18 protein-coding genes are annotated in these 19,858 nt (G+C 56.5%); 13 read left to right on the forward strand and 5 right to left on the reverse strand.

Going from position 1 to position 19,858, the window contains the following annotated elements:
* Position 1: 1 nt before the first annotated feature.
* Complete coding sequence (gene proB / locus MTP39_RS07055) at positions 2-799, reverse strand: glutamate 5-kinase (protein ID WP_249242009.1); 798 nt, start codon at positions 797-799, stop codon at positions 2-4.
* Positions 800-806: 7 nt separating this feature from the next.
* Entirely contained in the window at positions 807-1,613 is an 807-nt protein-coding gene (gene proC, locus MTP39_RS07060; protein ID WP_249242010.1) for a pyrroline-5-carboxylate reductase, read from the reverse strand.
* Positions 1,614-1,883: 270 nt separating this feature from the next.
* Between proC and MTP39_RS07065 the strand changes: the two genes are divergently transcribed.
* Positions 1,884-2,459 carry a TetR-like C-terminal domain-containing protein gene (locus MTP39_RS07065; RefSeq protein ID WP_117929428.1) on the forward strand — a complete coding sequence of 192 codons (576 nt, stop codon included), beginning with the start codon at positions 1,884-1,886 and terminating at the stop codon, positions 2,457-2,459.
* Positions 2,460-2,627: 168 nt separating this feature from the next.
* Positions 2,628-4,058 (forward strand): radical SAM protein, encoded by a 1,431-nt coding sequence (locus tag MTP39_RS07070; protein ID WP_249242011.1) that lies wholly within the window; start codon positions 2,628-2,630, stop codon positions 4,056-4,058.
* A gap of 101 nt (positions 4,059-4,159) precedes the next feature.
* On the opposite strand, the gene MTP39_RS07075 is transcribed toward MTP39_RS07070, so the two are convergent.
* The 3 genes from MTP39_RS07075 to MTP39_RS07085 all read right to left on the reverse strand — a co-directional run bounded on the left by MTP39_RS07075 (position 4,160) and on the right by MTP39_RS07085 (position 7,327).
* Positions 4,160-4,579, reverse strand: coding sequence for a nuclear transport factor 2 family protein (locus MTP39_RS07075; RefSeq protein WP_249242012.1), 420 nt, complete (start codon positions 4,577-4,579; stop codon positions 4,160-4,162).
* Positions 4,580-4,669: 90 nt separating this feature from the next.
* On the reverse strand, positions 4,670-5,932 hold the full coding sequence (locus tag MTP39_RS07080) for an AI-2E family transporter (protein WP_249242013.1): 1,263 nt from the start codon (positions 5,930-5,932) through the stop codon (positions 4,670-4,672).
* Positions 5,933-5,980: 48 nt separating this feature from the next.
* Positions 5,981-7,327, reverse strand: a complete 1,347-nt coding sequence (locus MTP39_RS07085; RefSeq protein ID WP_249242014.1) for a butyryl-CoA:acetate CoA-transferase — start codon at positions 7,325-7,327, stop codon at positions 5,981-5,983.
* A gap of 502 nt (positions 7,328-7,829) precedes the next feature.
* Between MTP39_RS07085 and coaD the strand changes: the two genes are divergently transcribed.
* The 11 genes from coaD (at position 7,830) to dnaG (ending at position 19,817) form a co-directional block, all read left to right on the forward strand.
* Positions 7,830-8,330 carry a pantetheine-phosphate adenylyltransferase gene (coaD, locus tag MTP39_RS07090; RefSeq protein ID WP_249242015.1) on the forward strand — a complete coding sequence of 167 codons (501 nt, stop codon included), beginning with the start codon at positions 7,830-7,832 and terminating at the stop codon, positions 8,328-8,330.
* Positions 8,331-8,411: 81 nt separating this feature from the next.
* Positions 8,412-9,629 (forward strand): acetyl-CoA C-acetyltransferase, encoded by a 1,218-nt coding sequence (locus MTP39_RS07095; RefSeq protein ID WP_249242016.1) that lies wholly within the window; start codon positions 8,412-8,414, stop codon positions 9,627-9,629.
* Positions 9,630-9,752: 123 nt separating this feature from the next.
* Positions 9,753-10,538, forward strand: a complete 786-nt coding sequence (locus tag MTP39_RS07100; protein WP_249242017.1) for an enoyl-CoA hydratase-related protein — start codon at positions 9,753-9,755, stop codon at positions 10,536-10,538.
* A gap of 40 nt (positions 10,539-10,578) precedes the next feature.
* Positions 10,579-11,451, forward strand: a complete 873-nt coding sequence (locus MTP39_RS07105) for a 3-hydroxyacyl-CoA dehydrogenase family protein (RefSeq protein WP_249242018.1) — start codon at positions 10,579-10,581, stop codon at positions 11,449-11,451.
* A 106-nt stretch (positions 11,452-11,557) separates the two neighbouring features.
* Positions 11,558-12,727, forward strand: coding sequence for an acyl-CoA dehydrogenase (locus MTP39_RS07110; protein WP_249242019.1), 1,170 nt, complete (start codon positions 11,558-11,560; stop codon positions 12,725-12,727).
* 17 nt (positions 12,728-12,744) lie between these two features.
* Positions 12,745-13,539, forward strand: coding sequence for an acryloyl-CoA reductase electron transfer subunit gamma (gene acrB / locus MTP39_RS07115; RefSeq protein ID WP_005926210.1), 795 nt, complete (start codon positions 12,745-12,747; stop codon positions 13,537-13,539).
* A gap of 21 nt (positions 13,540-13,560) precedes the next feature.
* Positions 13,561-14,655: an acryloyl-CoA reductase electron transfer subunit beta gene (gene acrA / locus MTP39_RS07120; RefSeq protein WP_005926207.1), complete on the forward strand. Its 1,095-nt coding sequence runs from the start codon at positions 13,561-13,563 to the stop codon at positions 14,653-14,655.
* Positions 14,656-15,202: 547 nt separating this feature from the next.
* Positions 15,203-16,141, forward strand: coding sequence for a CAP domain-containing protein (locus MTP39_RS07125; RefSeq protein ID WP_249242020.1), 939 nt, complete (start codon positions 15,203-15,205; stop codon positions 16,139-16,141).
* Between the two features lie 113 nt (positions 16,142-16,254).
* Positions 16,255-16,875 carry an IMPACT family protein gene (locus MTP39_RS07130; RefSeq protein WP_249242021.1) on the forward strand — a complete coding sequence of 207 codons (621 nt, stop codon included), beginning with the start codon at positions 16,255-16,257 and terminating at the stop codon, positions 16,873-16,875.
* Between the two features lie 142 nt (positions 16,876-17,017).
* Complete coding sequence (locus MTP39_RS07135; RefSeq protein ID WP_249242022.1) at positions 17,018-18,016, forward strand: deoxyguanosinetriphosphate triphosphohydrolase; 999 nt, start codon at positions 17,018-17,020, stop codon at positions 18,014-18,016.
* 25 nt (positions 18,017-18,041) lie between these two features.
* Positions 18,042-19,817, forward strand: coding sequence for a DNA primase (dnaG, locus tag MTP39_RS07140; RefSeq protein WP_249242023.1), 1,776 nt, complete (start codon positions 18,042-18,044; stop codon positions 19,815-19,817).
* Positions 19,818-19,858 lie beyond the last annotated feature (41 nt).

Genomic DNA, 19,858 nt, shown 5'->3' on the forward strand with positions numbered 1-19,858 from the left:
CTCAAACCTCCTGTGTGGACAGTGCAGGCTGCTTGTGCCCGGCAAAGCGGGTGCCGATGGGCTTGCCCGCAGCGATATCATACAGCAGCTCCGGGTGTGCGCCGTTGGCAATGACCATATCTGCACCGCTGCCGGTCACCATGCGGGCAGCCCGCAGCTTGGTGGCCATGCCGCCGGTGCCCAGCGCCGAGCCCGCACCGTCTGCCAGCGCCATAACTTCCGAGGTGATCTCTTCCACCAGCGGGATGAGTGCCGCATCCGGGTGGGTGTGGGGGTTGGCGGTGTACAGGCCGTCAATGTCGCTCAGCAGCACCAGCAGGTCGGCCTTGCAGCAGCAGGCCACAATAGCGGCCAGCGTGTCGTTGTCGCCAATGGAGGTGATCTCATCGGTGGCAACACTGTCGTTTTCATTGATGATGGGCAGTGCACCCAGCTCCAGCAGGCGAGTCAGGGTGTTCTGGATATTTACCCGGCGCTCGGTGTGCTCCACGTCCACGCCGGTAAGCAAGATCTGCGCTACCGTGTGATCGTAGGCACTGAACAGCCGGTCGTAGGTGTACATCAGCTCGCACTGTCCCACGGCAGCGCAGGCCTGCTTGGTGGTGGTATCCTTGGGGCGTGCAGGCAGCGAAAGCTTGCCCACGCCCATGCCAATAGCGCCGGAGGACACCAGAATGACCTCGTGTCCCTCGTTCTTTAAATCGCTCAATACCTTGACCAGTTCCTCTGCATGGCGGATGTTCAGCCGCCCGGTGGGGTATGCCAATGTGGAGGTGCCCACTTTCACAACGATGCGCATGATTCCATTAACCCTTTCCCATTTCTTTTGTTTTGTCGTAAGCGGCCAGCACGGCATCCATCACCGCACCGCGCAGCCCGTGTTCTTCCAGTACCCGCACGCCCTGAATGGTGCTGCCGCCGGGGCTACACACAGCGTCCTTCAGCGCGCCGGGGTGCTTGCCGCTTTCCAGCACCAGCTTTGCGCTGCCCAGCACCATCTGTGCGGCGTATTCCTGTGCCTTTGCCCGGGGCAGACCGCAGGCCACGCCGCCATCGGCCAGCGCTTCAATAAACTGGTACACCCATGCCGGGCCGCAGCCGGAAACGCAGCTTGCGGCATCGATCATGCCCTCGGCTACGGCGTCCAGACGCCCGGCGGGAGCCATCAGCTGACAGAATGCGGCCTCCTCCTCGGCGGTCACGTTGACAGAGCAATACTGGATCATGCCTTCGCCTACCGACGCCGGGGTGTTGGGCATGATACGGATAACAGGGTAGTCGCCGCCCGCCATCTCCTGAATGCGTGCCACCGGTAAGCCGGCTGCCATGGTGCACAGCACGAACCGCTTGGTGCGCTCGGCAAGGATGAACCGCAGCGGCTCCAGCATGGCCTCCATCATCTGGGGCTTTACCGCCAGAAAGATCAGGTCGCAGTCACCGGCGACCTCGGCGTTGGTGGCGGTCTGACAGCCCAGTTCTGCGGCAAGCGCTTCAGCCTTTGCCGCTGTACGGTTCGCCAGAAACACATTCTCAGGCTCGGTAGCCTTGCACACAGCGCGGGCAATAGCACCGCCCATGTTTCCACAGCCTAAAAACCCAATGGTTTTCATCATAACAATAACCCTCCCTCGGCAGGTATGCACTGCATTAAATTCTGCTTCTTATTCATTCTAAGCAACCGCTGTGAGAAAATCAAGACTTTTGTCTTATTTTTGGCGGATATAATGTAAAAACAGCACCTTCGGGGTGGGCAGCGCACACACAAACTTCATAAAAAGGTAAGAATCTTTACTTGAAATAAGGTCGTATTTTGCGGTAAAATAAATCATGGGGTATCATTCACGGAAACGGCAGCGGCGTCTGCCGGGAAAGGATGGGTTTTTGTGTCACAAACGACAAAACGGGCACTGGAGGCATCTTTGAAGAAGCTGCTGCTGGAAAAGCCCCTGAACAAGATCACGATCAACGATATCACCGAGGACTGCGGGGTCAACCGCATGACCTTTTATTACCATTTTAAGGACATCTACGATCTGGTGGACTGGATCCTTGCAGAGGATGCCGCCAAGGCAATGGAAGGCCGCCGGGGCTTTGGTACATGGAGCGAAGCCTATCTGGACGTTCTGCACCAGCTTCAGGACAACAAGACCCTTGTGCTCAACGTTTACCGCTCGGTGGGCAGGGAACAGGTGGAACAGTACCTTTATAGATTGCTGGACCCCATCCTGAAGGACTTTGCAGACCGCGAATGCCACGATATCACCGTGCAGGACGCAGACAAGCAGTTTGTCGTCGATTTTTACAAGTATGCACTGGTGGGCATGACGCTGGAATGGACCCGCCGGGATATGAAAGGCGACCCCAAGAAGATGGTGGAGCGCGTGAGCACCATGATCCACGGGGATTTCCGCCGGGCACTGTGCCGCCTGAGCACCGGCAGCTTGAAAATAGAGGAATGAAGCGCTTTTTGTCCGTGCGGCTTCAATAGAATTTTATCAAAGGGTGCGCCGTGATGGGTTTTCCATCACGGCGTATTTTCTGTTTATGGTACAAAAATATGCAAAGTGGTAGGATGTGGTCAAGCAGAATAAGGATTTCCAAAGGAATCGTTTCGGGAGGAAAAAGCTATGAATACATCTCTTGAGAATCTGACCCACAAGATGCAGCGTGCTGCACTTGGTAAAATAGTGGATATGGCGCTTTCCCATGCCGAGCAAGACCGTGAAAAGACGATGACCCAGCTGGTAGATGTTGCAAAGCAGTTCTACGGCAGCGGCTTCAGCGATGAGACCTACGAGAATGCCAAAAAAGTCCTGACCGACCCCAACAGCAAGTGGACGAAACTCATCAACTGCGTGCTGGACCAGACCGACCCCCATGTGGCGCGTACCACCGCGCTGAATCTGGGCTACGAAGCCTTCTTCCGCGGCACCAAGACCATCCGTGAGAACCGCGTCAAGTACCAGTGCAACATCCCCTGGCTGATTTTGTTCGACCCCACCTCTGCCTGCAATATGCACTGCGTTGGCTGCTGGGCAGGCGAGTACGGCCACAAGAACAACCTCAGCTTTGAGGACATGGACAAGATCGTTACGCAGGGCAAGGAACTGGGCGTTTACCTGTATATGCTGACCGGCGGTGAGCCGCTGGTGCGCAAGAAGGACGTGCTCAAGCTGGCCGAAAAGCATAACGACGTGGAATTTGCCATCTACACCAACTCCACCCTCATCGATGAGCCCTTCTGTGAAGAAGTGCGGCGTCTGGGAAATATCGCCTTTATGCTGTCCATCGAGGGCACCCCGGAGACCAACGATGCCCGCCGCGGCGAAGGCCACTATGCCGCTGTGATGCACGCCATGGATCTGCTCAAGAAGTACGGCATTATCTTCGGTACCTCCATCTGCTACACTCGCCAGAACATCGACGCTGTCACCAACGACGCGTTCATGCGCTTCCTGTGCGAGAAGGGGGCACACTTTGGCTTCTACTTCCACTATATGCCGGTGGGCAACGAGGCCGCCCCGGAGCTGATGCCCACCCCGGAGCAGCGCAAATATATGATCGACCGTATCCGCTATCTGCGCTCTTCCGAGTGCGATATCCCGTTCTACCCCATGGACTTCCAGAACGACGGCGAGTTCGTGGGCGGCTGCATCGCCGGCGGCCGCAACTACTTCCATATCAACTCTGCCGGTGACGCCGAGCCCTGCGTGTTCATCCACTACTCCAACGCCAATATCCACGACCAGTCTATTCTGGAGATTCTGCACAGCCCGCTGTTCATGGCTTACCACAACGGTCAGCCCTTCAACAAGAACCATCTGCGTCCCTGCCCGATGCTGGAAAACCCCGAGCTGCTGGAAAAGATGGTGCACGAGACCGGTGCCCACAGCACCGACCTGCAGTCCCCGGAAAGCGTCGAGCACCTGTGCGAGAAGTGCAAGAACTACGCCGCCGACTGGCAGCCCACCGCAGACGAAGTGTGGTCTCACCACAAGGTCCGCGAGAGCCGCTACGAAAACTATAAGGACTGGAAGCCCTCTCAGCCGCTGGACTGAGCTGAAACCTGATTCAAAACAATAACAAGACCCCCGCCCTGTGTTCCTGCCCGGAACATAAGGCGGGGGTCTTGTTGTATAAACTGGAATTTATAGTCCTCTCAAAACCAATTTGCTTTTTCTTCTCGAAATACGGGAATATCACTATCTCGATATGGATTGTAATTATGAAGATTGCAACCAAACTCTTTTAATGATTTTATTTTGTTATCCTGTGTCCATACAATTAAAGATATTCCGTCAAATTCTTCAACATTTCCATTATTCATTTTGTTTTTAAAATACCACTCCACGATTGTTTGATTGCCTTGATGAAAAAATTGCTTAATCTCCCAGACAAGAACAGTTCCGCGTGTATTCCATTCGTCAAACCAGTGCTTTACCGTTTTGCAGTTTTCATATTTAGGACTCCAACTCTCAGTATATACAACATCATCTGTAAAAATATTGTCAATTCCTAAATCTGCTTTCTTAATCCACATATCAAACCATAATCGGATAATTTTTTCTCTCTCGTTCATAAAGTACCTCCATAACTTCCGATTTATAATTTGTAATATGATTAAAAAATACCCCGCATCGGAAGTGCTCTGATGCGGGGCAGGGAAGGTTTACTGGTTCTCAGCAGGTTGTGATGCAGCGGGCTGTGCGGCTGCATCGTCTGCGGGGTCGCCGAACTGGTCGTGATAATTGTTCAGCAGGGTCAGCTCCTGATTGCGCTGCAAGCCGTGGATGACCAGCTTTTTGATGACGTCGTAGATAACGGCAAACAGCGGCACACCCACGATCATGCCCACAAAACCCCACAGGCCGCCAAACAGCAGGATGGCGAACAGCACCCAGAAGCTGGAAAGACCGGTGGTGTTGCCCAGAATTTTGGGCCCGATGATATTGCCGTCCAGCTGCTGCAAAACCAGCACGAACAGCACGAACCACAGCGCCTTGATGGGGTTCTGGATGAGGATGAGGAGCGTGGCCGGAATGGCACCGATAAAGGGGCCGAAGAAGGGGATAACATTGGTCACACCGATGATCACCGATACCAGCAGCGCACTGGGGAACTTAAAGACCAGACAGCCGATATAGCACAGCACGCCGATGATGGCAGAGTCCATGATCTTGCCGTTGATAAAGCCGCCGAACATCCGGTCTGCGTACTTCACTTCCTCGGTGATCAGCTGCGCCCAGCGGGGACGGACGATGCTGTGCAGCACCAGATTGCCCTGCTGGACGAACCGCTTGCGGCTTGCCAGCATATACACCGCCACGATGATGCCGATGATCAGGTTCTTAGCCATCGTCACCACGTTCAGCACACCAATGGCTGCGCCGCTTACGATGTTCTGCATGGAGGGCAGCAGGGTGTTCTTGAGCCATGTGTTCCATGTGCCCAGATTGGTATTCAGGGCGGCGTAGGCCGAGTTGAGCAGCTCCGTGATCTGTTCATTCTTTTCAATAAACTCCAGATGGCTTGCCCAGTTCATGAACTTTGTAATGTTGGCCTGCGCGGTGTAGTACAGGGTAGTCACACTGGTAATGAGCTGCGGCACGATCATCATGACAAGCGCATACACCAGCAAAAGCCCGAACAGGATGGTAAGCGCCACGGATAGCGCGTTGATCAGACCGTTCATCTTTTCCGGGATAAACCGGCGCAGAAAGCCTTCGATGCTGTTGCATACCGGCTTGAGCAGATAGGCAATGACGGCACCGTAGATAAAGGGCATCAGGATGCCGGTCAGGGTAGAGATAGCCGAGCCGAAGCCGTCAAAGCGGTAAATGAGGAAAAAGAAGATGATGCTCAGTGCAATGGCACCAAACCCTGCGAGCATCCCATAGAGATACGGTTTGATGTGCGGCTTTTTGTCCATCATGACAAACTCCATTCCTGCTGCGGGCAGCGGGAATACCCGCAGCGCTTATTAAATTTTGTTGCTTCTGCGCCAGATATGCAGCTTATCGGCCTCGCGGATCAGCTCCTCACGGAAATCCGGGTGTGCCACGCTGATCAGAGCCTCGGCCTTTTCCCAGGAGGTCAAGCCCTTCAGGTTCACGCAGCCATACTCGGTGCACAGATAGTGCACGTTGGCGCGGGTGTCGGTAACGATGCTGCCATTCTCCAGCGTGGGACGGATGCGGCTTTCCAGCTGGCCGGTCTTTTTATTAAAGAAGGTGGAGGACAGGCAGATAAAGCTCTTGCCACCCTTGGAAAGGTATGCGCCCAGCACGAAGTCCAGCTGACCGCCTGCGCCGGAAATGTGCTTCACACCGGCGCTCTCGGCATTCACCTGACCAAACAGGTCGATATCCACGGCATTGTTGATGGAGATAAAGTTATCCAGTGCGGAAATGCTGCGGATGTCGTTAGTGTAGTCCACCGGGGCAGACATGCACTCCGGGTTATCGTTCAGGTAATCGTACATCTTCTGGGTGCCGGCACCAAAGGCGTAGACCTGACGGCCCTTGTCCAGCTGCTTGCGGCTGCCGTTGATCTTGCCGGCCTTGGCAATATCCACAAAGGCATCCACATACATTTCGGTGTGCACGCCCAGATCCTTCAGATTGCTCTGTGCGATCAGCCCGCCGATGGCGTTGGGCATACCGCCGATGCCCAGCTGCAGGCAGGCACCGTTAGGGATCTGCGGCACGATGAGGTTGGCCACCTTCAGATCCACCTCGGTGGCGGCACCGGCAGCGGCCATCTGGCCGATGGGGGGATTTGCGCCCTCTACAATGCCGGTCACCTGAGAAACGTGTACGCAGTTCTCCATGCCGCCAAGGCAGCGCGGCATATTGGTGTTGACCTCCACGATGATCTTTTTGGCCTTCTCACAAACAGCGCCCAGATGCGAAGCGCTGGGGCCGAAGTTGAAGTAGCCGTGCTCGTCCATGGGGGTCACCTGAAATACTGCCACATCCACGGGGTCGCTGCTCTCGCGGTAGTAGCGGGGCAGCTCAGAGTAGCGGATGGGGGAGTAGAAGGAGAAGCCCTGCGCAATGGCCTTGCGCTCAATGCCGCCCATGTGCCAGCTGTTCCAAGTCATGTGGGCAGCAGGGTCGTCGATCTGGAAGATCTCCGGCACCCACATCAGAATGCCGCCCCGGAAGTTGACCCCTTCCAGCTCCGGCAGGCGCTTCGCCAGTTCGGCATCCACGGCCACAGGGGTGTTCACAGCCCAGCCGTAATCCACCCAGTCGCCGCTTTTGACCAGAGCAGCAGCCTGCGCAGCAGTCATAAGCTTCTGTGCGTACAGTTCCTTGCAATCCATTATAAACCATCCTCTCTTAAAATACATAAAAGAATTGTAAACAATTCTGTGCGGACAAATTATGCAGCTGTTTTACGCCTGTTTTGCGGAATGCACACCGTTTTGCCACATCTGTATGGTAACCTTATAAACAAGGCAGCAGTGTGTGTTCCGCGCTGCGCAGAACAGCTCAACTTAGTTATAACATTAACAAAGTGTAGAATCAATAGTTTTGGCTAAAAAACAGCCGGTATAGCATAATGAACAGTTTTCTTGGCTTTATGTGGGGATTGTTTGGTACGTAAAAAACAAAAAAATTGAGAAAAAGTCTTGATAAAATTTTGACGATGTGCTTTACTAATAGCGTGGGAAGCAACTGCGGAGCAGTGCGGAATGATTCGTTTAAAATTTAACGATAAAACGCACCACAGCAGTTACAGGTTGCACCCAAGGCTGGAAAGTGCTATCATGGCAGAACCACATCGCGCTTAGTAATTACAGCGCACAAGGAGGACACTGACCGATGGCAACAGCAGTTTATCCCGGGTCGTTCGATCCGGTCACCAAGGGACATCTTGATATCATCAAGCGCGCAGCAAAGATCAACGACCACCTCATTGTGGCGGTGCTGATCAACAGCGCCAAGCATCCGCTGTTCACAGTGGAGGAGCGGGTGGCTATGCTGCAGGAATGCTGCAAGAACATCCCCAACGTGACCGTGGAAGGCTTCGACGGCCTGACCGTGGAGTTCGCAAAAAAGCGCCACGCATCCGTAATGGTGCGCGGGCTGCGGGCGGTAACGGACTTTGAAAACGAGATCCAGCTTGCGCAAACGAACCACGCACTGATGCCCGGCATCGAGACCATGTTTCTTGCCACCAGCATCAAATGGAGTTATCTTTCCTCCACCATCGTAAAGGAAGCAGCGTATTACGGCAGTGACATCAGCAAGTTCGTCACACCCAATGTGGAAAAGGCCGTCAACGAAAAATACGCACAGCTCCGGGAGAGGGAAGAGACCTGATACCGCAAAAATGCCGCAGGGCGTTTTGATAAATGGGTAACCGATAAGTAACACACATACACAATTCAGGAGGCTATTCACATGAAAAAGATCGTTATCGCATCTGCATGCCGCACCGCTATCGGCAAGTTCGGTGGCACTCTGGCCAACGTTCCCGCTGCTGAGCTGGGCTCCATCGTCATTAAGGAAGCTCTGGACCGTGCAAACGTCAAGCCCGAGCAGGTCGATCATGTTTACATGGGCTGCGTCATTCAGGCTGGTCTGGGCCAGAACGTCGCTCGTCAGGCTGCCCTGAAGGCTGGTCTGCCCATCGAGACCCCCGCTGTCACCGTCAACGTGGTCTGCGGCTCCGGTCTGAACTGCGTGAACATGGCTGCTCAGATGATCGAGGCAGGCGATGCTGATATCGTTGTTGCAGGCGGCATGGAGAACATGGATATGGCTCCCTTCGCACTGCAGAAGGCTCGCTACGGCTACCGCATGGGCGCTCCCATGGGCAAGAGCGAGATCGTGGATACCATGGTCAACGATGCACTGTGGGATGCCTGCGGCTTCAACAAGCACATGGGCATGACCGCTGAGAACGTCTGCACCAACGAGACCTACCAGAAGAAGTACGGCTACAGCCCCATCACCCGCGAGATGCTGGACGAGTTCGCATACAACAGCCAGCTGAAGGCTGACAAGGCCATCAAGGACGGCGCTTTCAAGGACGAGATCGTTCCTGTTGTCATCAAGGGCAAGAAGGGCGACACCGTGTTCGATACCGATGAGGGCCCCCGTCTGAGCGCTCCCGAGGTTCTGGCAAAGCTGAAGCCCGCCTTCACCAAGGACGGCATCGTCACCGCTGCTAACTCTTCTGCCATCAACGACGGCGCTGCTGCTCTGGTCGTCATGAGCGAGGAGAAGGCTAAGGAGCTGGGCGTGAAGCCTCTGGCAACTTGGGTCGCCGGTGCTCTGGCAGGCGTTGAGCCCGAGGTCATGGGTCTGGGCCCCATCGCTGCTACCAAGAAGGTCATGGCCAAGACCGGCATGACCGTTGCCGATATGGATCTGGTCGAGGCCAACGAGGCATTCGCAGCACAGTCCATCGCTGTCGGCGAGGCTCTGGGCTTCGATAAGGACAAGCTGAACGTCAACGGCGGCGCAATCGCTCTGGGCCACCCGGTCGGCGCTTCCGGTGCTCGTATTCTGGTCACCCTGCTGTACGCTATGAAGCACCGTGGTGCTCACAAGGGTCTGGCTACCCTGTGCATCGGCGGCGGCATGGGCTGCGCTACCATCGTTGAGATGGACTAAGCACTCTTTCTCTGAATCCTGATTGAACCACAGACCCGGAGCGCCGGAGGGAACCGGAGAGCCCTCCCGCGTTCCGGGGGCTGTTTTGAAAAAACTGAACTGTATGAAATGGAGGTTTTCACAATGGCATTTGTAAAAACCGAGGTGCAGGGCGCTGTTGAGATCATTACCATCGACCGTCCCAAGGCACTGAACGCCCTGAACCCCGAGGTTCTGGCTGACCTGAAGGCTGCTTTTGAGGCAGTCGATCAGGAGACTGTCCGCTGCATCGTTCTGACCGGCGAAGGCGACAAGAGCTTTGTTGCCGGTGCCGATATCGGTTCCATGAGCACCATGACCAAGGCAGAAGGCGAGGCCTTCGGCAAGCTGGGCAATGATGTGTTCCTGATGATCGAGCATTTCCCCATCCCCGTCATCGCAGCCGTCAACGGCTTTGCACTGGGCGGCGGCAACGAGCTGGCTATGAGCTGCGATTTCCGCATCTGCTCTGACAACGCTGTGTTCGGTCAGCCGGAAGTCGGTCTGGGCATCACCCCGGGCTTCGGCGGCACCCAGCGTCTGGCTCGTCTGGTCGGCATGGGCATGGCAAAGCAGCTGGTCTACTCTGCTCTGAACATCAAGGCTGACGAGGCTTACCGCATTGGTCTGGTCAACGCTGTGTATCCGCAGGCTGAGCTGATGGAGAACGTCCTGAAGCTGGCCGGCAAGATCGCAAAGAACGCTCCCATTGCTGTGCGTAACTGCAAGAAGGCAATGAACGACGGCATCAGCCTGCCCATCGAGAAGGCTGTTGAGGTCGAGGAGAAGCTGTTCGGCGATTGCTTCGAGACCCACGATCAGGTGGAGGGCATGAGCTGCTTCCTGTCCCGTGAGAAACCGAAGCCCAAGGCAGTTTTCACCAACAACTAATCCACTACATAATTTTTGATATTTAAAGGAGAGATTTCCTATGAAGATCGGTGTTATCGGCGCTGGCACTATGGGTCAGGGCATCGCAAAGGCATTTGCACAGGTTGAGGGCAACACCGTTGCTCTGTGCGACATCAAGCAGGAGTGGGCCGAGAATGGTCTGGCAAAGATCAAGAAGGGCTACGAGAAGCTGGTTGCTAAGGGAAAGATGACCCAGGAGAAGGCTGACGCTATCGTCGCCGCCATCACTCCGGGCCTGAAGGAAGATCTGTGCGCAGACTGCGATCTGGTCGTTGAGGCTGCATTCGAGGATATGAAGGTCAAGCAGACCACCTTCGGCGAGCTGGACAAGATTTGCAAGCCCGAGTGCGTCTTCGCTTCCAACACTTCTTCTCTGTCCATCACCGAGATCGGCAAGGGTCTGACCCGTCCCCTGATCGGTATGCACTTCTTCAACCCCGCAGACCGCATGAAGCTGATCGAGGTCATCGCCGGCTGCAACACTCCCGCCGAGACCGTTGAGAAGATCAAGGAGATCTCCGTTGCCATCGGCAAGAGCCCTGTTCAGGTCAACGAGGCTGCCGGCTTTGTGGTCAACCGCATCCTGATCCCCATGATCAACGAGGCTGCCTTCATTAAGATGGAGGGCGTTTCCGATATCGCCGGCATCGACACCGCTATGAAGCTGGGTGCTAACCACCCCATGGGACCCCTGGAACTGGGCGACTTCATCGGTCTGGACATCTGCCTGGCCATCATGGACGTGCTGTACAACGAGACCGGCGACAGCAAGTACCGTGCCTGCCCGCTGATCCGCAAGATGGTGCGTGGCGGCAATCTGGGCTGCAAGACCGGTAAGGGCTTCTACATTTACAACGCAGACCGCACCAAGACCCCTGTTGACCAGCTGTAAGTTCTGATAAACATTTCTCCCGGCTGCGGGGAAAGCGGTCGGGAGGAATTTGTTTGCACCGGGCTATTCCGGTAAATGAAAAAAGACCTGTTAGGAGGATATAGCGATGGATTTTACTCTGTCCAAGCAGCAGCAGATGGTGCAGAAAATGTACCGCGAGTTTGCTGAGAACGAAGTCAAGCCTCTGGCAAAGAAGGTTGACGCAGAGGAATACTTCCCCAAGGAGACCGTCGAAAAGATGGGCAAGCTGGGCATGATGGGCATCTATTTCCCGACTGAGGTCGGCGGTGCAGGCGGCGATGTGCTGTCCTACGTCATGGCCGTGGAGGAGCTGAGCAAGGTCTGCGGCACCACCGGTGTCATCGTCTCTGCTCACACCAGCCTGTGCGCTGCTCCCATTTACGAGAACGGCACCCCCGAGCAGAAGGCTAAGTACCTGCCCAAGCTGTGCAGCGGCGAGTGGCTGGGTGCTTTCGGCCTGACCGAGCCGGGCGCTGGTACCGATGCGCAGGGTCAGCAGACCATTGCCAAGGAAGAGGATGACTGCTGGGTGCTGAACGGCTCCAAGATCTTCATCACCAACGCCGGCTTTGCTGATGTGTTCATCGTCATCGCCGTTACCGATAACGTGCTGGATAAGCGCGGCCGTCCCACTAAGCTCTGCTCCGCCTTCATCGTGGAGCGCACCGACCCGGGCTTCTCTGTTGGTAAGGCAGAGGACAAGATGGGTATCCGCGGTTCTTCTACCTGCGAGCTGATCTTTGAGGATTGCCGCATCCCGAAGGATCGTATGCTGGGCGTGCGCGGCAAGGGCTTCCAGCTGGCTATGGCTACGCTGGACGGCGGCCGTATCGGCATCGCTTCTCAGGCTCTGGGCATCGCCGAGGGCGCTCTGGAGGAGACCGTTGCTTACGTCAAGGAGCGCAAGCAGTTCGGCCGTGCCATCGCTGCTTTCCAGAACACCCAGTTCGAGCTGGCTGAGATGAAGGCTCGTGTTGAGGCTGCGAAGTATCTGGTTTATGCTGCCGCTCTGAAGAAGCAGCAGGCTATGGATGGCGCAAAGGTTCGTTACAGCGTCGAGGCTGCACAGGCTAAGCTGATCGCTGCCCGCACCGCAAGTGATGTGACCCGCCGTTGCCTGCAGCTGTTCGGTGGCTACGGCTACACCCGTGACTACCCCATCGAGCGCATGATGCGTGATGCCAAGATCACTGAGATCTACGAGGGCACCAGCGAAGTGCAGATGATGGTCATTTCCGGCGCGCTGCTGAAGTAAGGGAGGCAAGAGTTACAATGAAAGCAATTGTTTGTGTAAAGCAGGTTCCTGATACCTCCGGCAAGGTGTCCGTCAAGCCCGATGGCACTCTGGATCGTGCATCCATGGCAACCATCACCAACCCCGATGACCTGAACGCTCTGGAGGCCGCCCTGAAGCTGAAGGACGCCACCGGCTGCGAGGTCGTTGTTGTCACCATGGGTCCCCCGCCGGCAGAGGGCATGCTGCGTGAGCTGCTGGCCCGCGGCGCTGATAAGGCCGTTCTGGTCTCCGGCCGTGAGTTCGGCGGTTCCGATACCTTTGCAACCAGCCAGATCCTGGCTGCTGCCGTCAACAAGATCGGTGTTGGCCCCGAGGACGTTGTGTTCTGCGGCCGTCAGGCAATTGATGGCGATACCGCACAGGTCGGCCCCCAGATCGCTGAAAAGCTGCATCTGCCGCAGGTCACCTACGTTGCCGACATCCAGAAGGACGGCAACACCCTGACCGTGAAGCGTATGCTGGAGGACGGCTACATGATGGTCAAGGTGCAGACTCCCTGCCTGCTGACCTGCATCAAGGAGCTGAACGACCCCCGCTACATGAGCGTGAACGGCATCTTTACCTGCTACGACAAGCCCATGGAAGTGTTCGACTACAACGCACTGAAGGACGATCCGCTGATCGAGGTGGACACCATTGGCCTGAAGGGCTCTCCGACGAACGTCTTTAAGTCCTTCACTCCTCCGCAGAAGGGCGCAGGCACCATGCTGCAGGGCGACGATGTTGCTGCCCAGCTGGCTGGCATCCTGGCCAAGAAGCACCTGATCTGATGAAAGGAGCATAGGATTACAATGGCTGATTTTAACGAATACAAGGGCGTATGGGTCTTTTGCGAGCAGCGCCAGGGCGCACTGATGTCCACTGACTTCGAGCTGGTGAGCGAGGCCCGTAAGCTGGCCGACGAGCTGGGCTGCGAAGTCACCGGCCTGCTGCTGGGCGACAACGTGGAGGGCATTGCCAAGGAACTGGGCGGCTACGGTGCCGACAAGGTTCTGGTCTGCGACAGCCCCCTGCTGAAGGATTACACCACCGACGCATACGCTAAGGTCGTGTGCGATATGGTCAACGAGTACAAGCCTGAGGTGCTGCTGATCGGCGCTACCAACATTGGCCGCGACCTCGGCCCCCGCTGCGCAGCCCGTCTGCACACCGGCCTGACCGCTGATGCTACCCATCTGGATATCGATACTGCAAAGTACATCGACTTCCTGAAGGAGAGCTCCACCATCGACCTGTCCAAGCAGAAGTTCGATATGGAAGACCGTAACCTGAAGATGACCCGTCCCGCATTCGGCGGCCATCTGATGGCTACCATCATCTGCCCCCGCTTCCGTCCCCAGATGTCCACCGTGCGTCCCGGCGTTATGAAGAAGGCTCCCTTCGATCAGGCTAAGGCTGATGCCTGCCAGATCGTCAAGCCCGCCTTCAGCCTGACCGCTGAGGACATTAAGACCGAAGTGCTGAGCGTGGAGAAGGCCGCTGAGAAGCTGGTTGACCTGATCGGCGCAGACGTTATCGTCTCTGTTGGCCGTGGCATCAGCAAGGATGTCAACAAGGGCATCGAGCTGGCCGAGCAGCTGGCAGCCGCTCTGGGCGGCGGCGTTGTGGGCGCATCCCGTGCCGTCACCGATGCAGGCTGGATGACCGCTGACCATCAGGTCGGTCAGACCGGTAAGACCGTGCACCCCAAGATCTATGTGGCTCTGGGCATTTCCGGTGCCATCCAGCACACCGCCGGTATGCAGGATTCTGAGTGCATCATCGCTGTCAACAAGAACGAGGGTGCTCCCATCTTCGGTGTTGCTGACTACGGCATTGTGGGCGATCTGTTCAAGGTCGTGCCCGAACTCATCAAGCAGATCGAGGCAGCAAAGGCTGCTCTGTGATCAGCTGTCCCGGAACATCGTTCAATAGCATAGCCTGAATTGTGAGGGGCCGTTGCACATTTTTGTGCAGCGGCCCCTTTTTTGTGCTTTTTATCAAGGAGCTGTTGTGCCGGGCACTGCACAGCGGCTCCAATTTGCTTTCCGTGGGAAAGGAGCCGAAAAGGAAATAGAACGAAGCGGCACAAAAGCGTACACAAAGCTTTGATATGCATATAAATGTATATAAATACTATAATATGCAAACCGGAGCGCACCAGAACGCCCCAAAAAGTGTGCAATACCTGTTGCACTTGGCTGATTTTGTGGAGAAGCGCAACACAACTGTAACGTTTTCGGACTGCTTGTTACGCTTGAGTTGCGATAAAAGGGCGGAGATTTTTTAAAAAATCCGTATTTTTCTGCAAAACAGCCTCTGAACCTCTTGACGTCTGTACGTTTTTGTGATACTCTTGTGACACAAGAGTTGCAGATGTGATACAACAGAGTTGCAAACAAGTTGCAAAATCCAACATCACACTGCATGAGGCAACAGACCGGAGGCAATCTTATGAAGCGTGCAATGAGTACCGTAAAGAATATCGCAGCAGCTGCTATGACGCTGGCTGTGGTTTTTGGCTTTGCAGGCTTCAAGCCCGTCACCGCAAACGCTGCACAGGCTGCCGTTCCTGCTACCGCTTCTGTGGAAGAAGAGAACTCTTACTTTGAAGAAGACGCTTACCAGCGCAGCTTCCTGACGCTGGTCAATAACGAGCGTGCACAGGCTGGTTTGGCTCCCGTTGCTCTGGGCGACAGCAGCCACAACGCCGCTGCAATGGAGCGTGCCGAGGAGCTGGCAGTTTCTTACTCCTACGTCCGTCCCAACGGTCAGCGCGATTTCACCGTTCTGGCAGAGAACGGCATCAGCGATGTCTCCATCGGCGAGAACTACATGGCTGGCTGCTCCACTCCCGACGCCGCAATGGATCAGTGGATGGCTACCGATTTTACCCGCGAGCGTATCCTGAACGCCGATGCTACCACTGTGAGCGTTGGCTACTACGAAGGCGGCGTCTACAATAACTACTGGGTGCTGATCTTCTCTTACCCCGAAAATTCTCACACTGAGGACTACCGTCAGGAAGTTCTGGATCTGGTCAATGCCCAGCGCGCAAAGTACGGTCTGACTGCTCTGGAAATGGGTGATGATAACTTGACTGCCGCTGCACAGACCCGTGCCGAGGAGATCGCCGTTGTGAACTCCCACGTCCGTCCCGATGGTTCCAAGTGCTTCACCGTCCTGAGGGACTACGGCGTCACCGATACCCCCACCGGCGAGAATGCCGCATGGGGCAGCGTCTCTCCTGAAGAGGTCGTCAACGCATGGATGAACTCCGAAGGCCATCGCGCTAACATCCTGAACCCTGAGGCTCGCAAGATGAGTGTTGGCTACTACTACAACAGCAACAGCACTTGGGGTCATCAGTGGATCCAGATCTTTACCAAGTGATCAACTGCTTTCTTCTTATAAAAAGACTGGCGGGGCCGCAAGGCTTCGTCAGTCTTTTTATTTGCGCCCGTTTGTGCTATACTTATTCTGAGTTCTTATCAGGAGGATCTAACGTGGAGGATTACCGCACCGTCCGGGGCACGGCCACCGGCGAATACGAAGAGAAAAAGAGCCGCTTTATCGCGCAGCTCTCCTTTGCCGACAGCGAGGAAGTCGCCGTTGCCTTTCTGGAACAGGTGCGGGCGGCCAACCGCACCGCACGGCACAACGTCTATGCCTATCGTCTGCGGGCGGGCAACCGCGAGCGCTATTCCGATGACGGCGAGCCGGCCAAGACCGCCGGTACGCCCGCGCTGGAGGTGCTGCAGCACAGCGGCCTGACTGACCTGATCGTGGTGATCACCCGTTATTTTGGCGGGGTGCTGCTGGGCACCGGCGGCTTGGTGCGTGCCTACACCACCGCCACCGCCCGCGCACTGGAGAATGCCGAGGTGGTCACGGTGCGCAGCGTGGTGGAATTACAGGTGGCTGTGGACTACGCCCTCTACGAACGTGCGTCCCTGCTCATTGATGCCGCCGGGGCAAAGCAGGCACCGCCGGAGTTTACGGATCGCGTCACCCTGCGCTGGCAGATGCCGGAACACACCGAAGCTCCACTGTTGGAGCAGCTGCGGGAGTTGACCCGGGGCAGTGCTCAGGTAACGGTGTCCGACCCGTTCTACGCACCATTTTAAAAAACAAAGTCTTTTTTGCAAACCGACACCGAACTTCCCCCTTCGACACGGCCGATGTGCTACAATTGCCGCAGCGCAGCAATTGGGATCGGCTGCGTGCAGAGGGGAGGGAAGAAGCCCAAAAAACAAAAGGAGGATCTGTATGGATGTGCGCCGGAGAACCGAAGAGATCGAGCACCTTACCTTTGCGCCGTGGGCGACCTTCAGCGATGCAAGCCGTGGCCGCGCTGTGCCGGAGCCGCAGGACCCGCTGCGCCCGGTGTTTCAGCGGGACCGCGACCGGGTGCTGCACTGCAAGGCCTTCCGACGTCTCAAGCAGAAAACGCAGGTGTTCCTCTCGCCGGAGGGCGACCTGTACCGCACCCGGCTGACCCATACGCTGGAGGTTTCGCAGATCGCCCGCACCATCGCCCGGGGTCTGCGCTTGAACGAGGATCTGACCGAAGCCATCAGCCTTGCGCATGATCTGGGGCACACTCCCTTTGGCCACGCAGGCGAAAAGGCACTGAACGACCTTTGCCCGGGCGGCTTCCATCATTATATGCAAAGCCTGCGTGTGGTGGACCGGCTGGAAAAGGACGGCGAGGGGCTTAACCTGACGTGGGAAGTGCGCAACGGCATCGTGACCCACACCAAGGGTACATGGGCGGCTACCCCAGAGGGGCGCATCGTGCGCTTGGCAGATCAGATCGCCTTTGTCAACCATGATATCGAGGACGCCGTGCGCGCCGGTGTGCTGGACGCTGCCACCCTGCCTAAGGACTGCACGGCGATGCTGGGACAGACCAAATCTGCCCGCATCACTACCATGATCAACAGCATCCTTACCCACAGCGAGGGGGATGTCCGCATGGGCACGGAGGAATACGAGGCATTTCTCGCCCTGCGAGATTTCATGTACGCTACCGTGTATGTGGACAAAAACGCCAAGCGCGAGGAGCAGAAGGTGGACAAGCTCATTGCCGAGCTGTACGAGTACTACCTGACCCATGTGGATCAGATGTCTAACTTTTATGTGCAGCTGGCTTATCAGGAGGGGCGGGAGCGTGCCGTCACCGACTACATCAGCGGTATGAGCGATGAGTTTGCCATCCGCACTTTTGAAGAACTGTTCGTGCCCCAGAAATGGCACGTCCTTTAAAACTGGAGAGGTCGTTTAAATCAACATGATCCCACACGAATACATTGAGGAACTTACCCGCCGCACCGACATCGTGGAACTGGTGGGCAGCTATGTGCAGCTCAAGCGCAAGGGACGGCTGTACGGCGGTCTGTGCCCTTTTCACAGCGAAAAAACGCCGTCCTTCTATGTGTACCCGGACACCCAAAGCTTTTACTGCTTCGGCTGTCAGGCAGCCGGAGATGCCATCAGCTTTGTCAAAAAGATCAACAACATCAGCAGCGGCGAGGCCATCAAGATGCTGGCCTCCCGCGCCGGGATGCCGGAGCCGCAGGAGGACGACAAGACCGGCCGTCTGCGCAGCCGGGTGCTTTCCATGAACAAGGAGGCAGCTCGCTTTTTCCACGCCTGCCTGAACTCTACCGTGGAGGAAGCGCGGCAGGCGCGCGCCTACTGGCGGCGGCGCGGGCTGGACGATAAGACCATCGTCCGGTTCGGGTTGGGCTATGCCCCCAACGACGGACAGGCGCTGTACCAGTACCTGCGGGATAAGGGCTACAACCAGCAGGAGCTGGACGCCAGCGGTCTGTTCAAGCGCAGTCCCTCCGGGCGCATCTACTGCCTGTTCTGGAAGCGCGTCATGACCCCCATCTTTGACCTGCGCGGTAATATCATTGCCTTTGGTGGGCGCGTGATGGACGACTCCAAGCCCAAATACGTCAACAGCCCGGAAACGCTGGTCTACCACAAATCCGAGACGGTGTTTGCCATGCAAATTGCAAAACGCAGCGCTTCCCGGCGGTTCGTGCTGTGTGAGGGCTATATGGATGTCATCAGCATGCAGCAGGCTGGTATCGACACCGCCGTCTGTGCTTGCGGCACCGCCCTGACCCCCGGGCAGGTGCGCATCATCAGCGAGTATGCCGATGAAGTCATTCTGAGCTACGACTCGGACGAGGCCGGCCAGAAAGCGACCCTGCGCTCGCTGGAGCTGTTCCGTAACAGCCCGGTAAAGGTGGGTGTGCTGCAGATCCCCGGTGCAAAGGACCCGGACGAGTATATCAAAAAATACGGTCCGGAGCGCTTTCAGGCGCTTCTGGATGGGGTGGGCAACGCGCTGGATTTCCGGCTCAAGCGCCTGCGGGATCAGTACGATCTCTCACAGGATGCGCAGCGGCTGCAATATGTAAAGGAAGCCGTGGAGATGCTGGCCGAGCGCTCTAACCCCACTGAGCAGGAGGTGTACGCCGGACGGCTGGCAGAGGAGACCAACATCTCCAAAACCGCCATTCTGGCGCAGCTGGGCACCGCAGCAAAGCGGGCGGGCGGCAAGTACCGCCGGGAGAAAAACCGCGAGCTGCTGCGCTCCGGCGAGATGGATCAGATCAAGGTGCCATACAGCGCAGGCGGCAGTCAGGCGCTGGGCATTGCCAGCGCCCAGCAGCGGCTGCTGGCAGCCATTCTGCGCGAGCCGCGTTATCTGGAACTGGCTAAACAGCAGCTGACGGCGGAGCAATTCATCCAGCCGCAGCAGAAGGAACTATACGAAGCAATGCTCAATTGCAGCCGGGAGGGCGTGGAGCTCAGCCTGACGGCACTGCGGGCATTTGCAAGCGAAGAAGCATTGAATGAACTGAGCCGACTTGCGGCACAATACAGCGATGTGAACTGCACCCCGGAGGATATCCATCTGTATCTGGACAGGATCGCCCGGGGGATGCCGGTTGCTAGCAAAGCTGCTGCAATGTCCGGCGATGAGATCACACAGTATCTTCAGTCGATGCGCGAAAAAAAGCAGGGGACGCTGCCCGAACAAGACTGATCCCTGTTTTCCCTCCGGCTGGAGCTGGAGAGAAAAGGAGC

Source organism: Faecalibacterium sp. I3-3-33 (genome assembly GCF_023347295.1).
GTDB lineage: Bacteria > Bacillota > Clostridia > Oscillospirales > Ruminococcaceae > Faecalibacterium.

Bases quoted from the DNA above. Each gene is read 5' to 3' on its own strand.
- MTP39_RS07135 (WP_249242022.1), top strand. From the start codon at position 17,018: ATGGATGTGCGCCGGAGAACCGAAGAGATCGAGCACCTTACCTTTGCG.
- MTP39_RS07095 (WP_249242016.1), top strand. From the start codon at position 8,412: ATGAAAAAGATCGTTATCGCATCTGCATGCCGCACCGCTATCGGCAAG.
- MTP39_RS07080 (WP_249242013.1), bottom strand. From the start codon at position 5,932: ATGATGGACAAAAAGCCGCACATCAAACCGTATCTCTATGGGATGCTC.
- dnaG (WP_249242023.1), top strand. From the start codon at position 18,042: ATGATCCCACACGAATACATTGAGGAACTTACCCGCCGCACCGACATC.
- coaD (WP_249242015.1), top strand. From the start codon at position 7,830: ATGGCAACAGCAGTTTATCCCGGGTCGTTCGATCCGGTCACCAAGGGA.
- MTP39_RS07075 (WP_249242012.1), bottom strand. From the start codon at position 4,579: ATGAACGAGAGAGAAAAAATTATCCGATTATGGTTTGATATGTGGATT.
- acrA (WP_005926207.1), top strand. From the start codon at position 13,561: ATGGCTGATTTTAACGAATACAAGGGCGTATGGGTCTTTTGCGAGCAG.
- acrB (WP_005926210.1), top strand. From the start codon at position 12,745: ATGAAAGCAATTGTTTGTGTAAAGCAGGTTCCTGATACCTCCGGCAAG.
- MTP39_RS07125 (WP_249242020.1), top strand. From the start codon at position 15,203: ATGAAGCGTGCAATGAGTACCGTAAAGAATATCGCAGCAGCTGCTATG.
- MTP39_RS07100 (WP_249242017.1), top strand. From the start codon at position 9,753: ATGGCATTTGTAAAAACCGAGGTGCAGGGCGCTGTTGAGATCATTACC.
- proB (WP_249242009.1), bottom strand. From the start codon at position 799: ATGCGCATCGTTGTGAAAGTGGGCACCTCCACATTGGCATACCCCACC.
- MTP39_RS07085 (WP_249242014.1), bottom strand. From the start codon at position 7,327: ATGGATTGCAAGGAACTGTACGCACAGAAGCTTATGACTGCTGCGCAG.
- MTP39_RS07105 (WP_249242018.1), top strand. From the start codon at position 10,579: ATGAAGATCGGTGTTATCGGCGCTGGCACTATGGGTCAGGGCATCGCA.
- proC (WP_249242010.1), bottom strand. From the start codon at position 1,613: ATGATGAAAACCATTGGGTTTTTAGGCTGTGGAAACATGGGCGGTGCT.
- MTP39_RS07070 (WP_249242011.1), top strand. From the start codon at position 2,628: ATGAATACATCTCTTGAGAATCTGACCCACAAGATGCAGCGTGCTGCA.
- MTP39_RS07110 (WP_249242019.1), top strand. From the start codon at position 11,558: ATGGATTTTACTCTGTCCAAGCAGCAGCAGATGGTGCAGAAAATGTAC.